The sequence below is a fragment of the Pedobacter sp. HMWF019 genome (assembly GCF_003061025.1).
GTDB lineage: Bacteria > Bacteroidota > Bacteroidia > Sphingobacteriales > Sphingobacteriaceae > Pedobacter.
On the sequence record NZ_QAIL01000470.1, the window covers coordinates 1 to 2,775 of the forward strand.

Here is a 2,775-nt window from a genome sequence, read left to right on the forward strand (position 1 = left end):
GTTTTATGCTGTGTAAACGGGTGGTGCTTTACATACGCTACAAAATTTTTAAAAAAAATATTTCAGTGAATTGGACGGAATAATCAGAAATCAAAAGATTATATTAAATAATAAATATTGAATAATTTTGTAGCGTTTTACAGTTCCCGTCCGTTTGTCTTTTATTAGGGTTAAATGTCTGCCCTTCGGAACCGGGAATAAATTAATAACAAAAGATAGGCTTATCGAAGCGTGGATAAAAAAAGTATAATGTTCCAGGATATTATTGATGGACTTGGGGCTCATGATAAGCGGGTGCAAGAACGGATCTATATCTTTTATTGGGGGTATTTAATGGGTGTTGCAGTTAGATATATCCAGGATAGGGATACGGCCAAGGAAGTTGTTAATGACAGCTTTATTAAAGCATTTAAGAACATGTACGATTTTAAACACAATCATGTAATTGAGGATTTCCAAAAGTCTTTTAAGGCCTGGCTGGCAAAAATTACGGTACGGACAGCATTGGACAGGATCAGACTCAATAAGTCTCCTCTGAGTTTTGTTGAAGATTATGAAAACCTTTCGACCGGGCATGTGGAGATAACAGATACACTATTTGTAGATGATATTATGAAATTGTTGTATTACCTGCCTGATTTGCACCGGACGGTATTCAACATGTATGAAATAGAAGGTTTTAGCCATGATGAAATATCTAAAACTTTGGCTATCCCTGAGAGTTCGAGCAGAACTTATTTAACCAGGGCAAAGCAACGGTTAAGAGAATTATATATAAAAAAGCATTAGAGTTAAGGGATGGAAGCTCCGGATAAGAAAGAATTAATTGATGAAATCGCTGCTCTTTTTAAAGAGCACGAGGAACCCTATGAGGCTGGAGCCTGGGAGGATTTCTCAAAGCGTAGCAAAAAGAAAGGACCAATAGGTGTGATTTGGATAGGTGTTGCCGCTGCTTTATTGGTGATTTGTTCTGTTTTGCCTTTTATTTGGAAAAAGAATAGTGTGGAACAGATAACTGTGGGTTTAAAAAAAGGACAAACAAAATTGCCTGAAATAACGCTTGATGGCAACTCAGGTTCAAAAGAGAATCATAATGTGGAGCCGGAAAAATCGAAGTCTGATGTTCTGGAAGGTAATCAAACGGGATTGATCAATCAGGCGCTTTCTTTTAAAAACAAAGATCATCAGAATCAAATTATAAATGAACTGATTTCTAAAGAGGCCGTTGAATCTAAGGCCTCAATTGCTATTGCTTCAGATAGCAGTTCCAAGCCATTCAAAAAAACAGATATAGCGTCGGCAGGATTAAAAAGTCAAGACCATGTGGCTGGTAATGAGAAGGCTAAGGAGAAGGATTTTATGGAGTTTTTAAGAGAAGAGTCTTCGAAGCCTGCAACTAAAACAGCAAAAGCAAAAACCGATTCAAGGTGGGATTTTGGGGTCGAAGTTTCGCCAACTTTATTACAATCCAGGTTAAATATGGGCGCTGGTGTGACCACAGAGTATAAATTATCCAAGAGTTTTTCTTTAAGTTCCGGGGTTGCTTATGTAGCTATGGCTGCAGGGAAAAACCTTACGCCTGATTTTAGCCAGGCCAGTATGATGTCAAATAAGAAACTGACTTCTGTTAACTCAGATATCAGGGCTATTGATATTCCAATTTCTTTGACTTTTAATGTGAATAAACAGTTGTATACTTCTGTTGGTGTTTCCTATTTTGGGGTAATAAGTGAGAAAAGAAACAATAAGTATTTAACAGAACTGGAAGTTTCAAGTACTTTACAGGATGTAGCTACGGGTGATATTAAGTCTTTTCAGAGCGTTCTAAGGGAGAAAAACAATGAGGTTGTAACCGAAACGCCGCTAAATGGGAATAGTTATCTGGGCTTTTTTAACTTTTCCGTAGGCCGGAAACAGGAAATTTTCAATAAATATAATATCGTTGTAGAGCCATTTTTGAAAATACCAGTTGGGAAATTATCTAACCAGGATCTAAAACTTACCAATGGAGGTGTAAGACTTAAATTGACGTTTTAACTATTGGTAATCAGAACGAAAAGGGGCGAGTGCCCCTTTTTTTGTGTATTGTTTGTAATATTTTCGCCTTAGGAAACACTTATGGCGATTCTGTTATATAATTATGTACTTTTGGACCTGAATTGAATTTCGGTCTATGATTTAGAAGACAGACAATGGAAAAGGATGAAATTGTAATTACAGAAATACTTGCCGGGGCCAAAAAGCTTTTCGGAAAACATGGTCTGAAAAAAACGACCATGGAAGATATTGCTGCAGCTGCAGGAAAGGGCAAGAGTACGCTTTATTATTATTTTCCAAGTAAAAAGGAGATTTTTGAGGCGGTTGTGGAGAGTGAAATGAAAAATGTGGTTAAAAGTTTAAGAGAGGCGGTCAATGCAGCCAGAAAAGCAAAAGACAAGTTGAAAGCCTTTCTTCATGCACAACTAACTGCAATAGTGGGGTATCATTCCTTTAAAGAGGTGATTTTTGAAGATTCTATGGAAAGTCTTAAGGTGCTCATGTGCTTGAAGACCAGGTATGAACAGATTCAGATCGATATGATCAGAGAGATATTGCTTGGTGGCTCTCAATCTGGTGAATTTAAAGAACTTTCCCTGATAAAGATGAATAAAATGGCCTTTATGATGGTGACCGCCTTTAGGGGGTTGCATTATCCATTGAGCATAGAAAGCTCTGAATTTGAGTCTGGGGAATACTTTGATGAGATGATTGATTTGCTGATTGAGGGTATAGGAA

Annotated in this window: 3 protein-coding genes; all 3 read left to right on the forward strand. The window is 37.3% G+C overall.

What is annotated here, in order from left to right:
• Positions 1–249: 249 nt before the first annotated feature.
• The gene (locus DBR11_RS24580; protein ID WP_108555227.1) at positions 250–789 is read left to right on the forward strand and encodes an RNA polymerase sigma factor; all 540 of its coding nucleotides are present in this window, start codon (positions 250–252) and stop codon (positions 787–789) included.
• Positions 790–798: 9 nt separating this feature from the next.
• Positions 799–2,037, forward strand: coding sequence for a hypothetical protein (locus tag DBR11_RS24585; RefSeq protein ID WP_108555228.1), 1,239 nt, complete (start codon positions 799–801; stop codon positions 2,035–2,037).
• Between the two features lie 155 nt (positions 2,038–2,192).
• Positions 2,193–2,775 (forward strand): TetR/AcrR family transcriptional regulator (locus DBR11_RS24590; protein ID WP_108555229.1); only part of this gene is annotated, 583 nt, incomplete at its 3' end.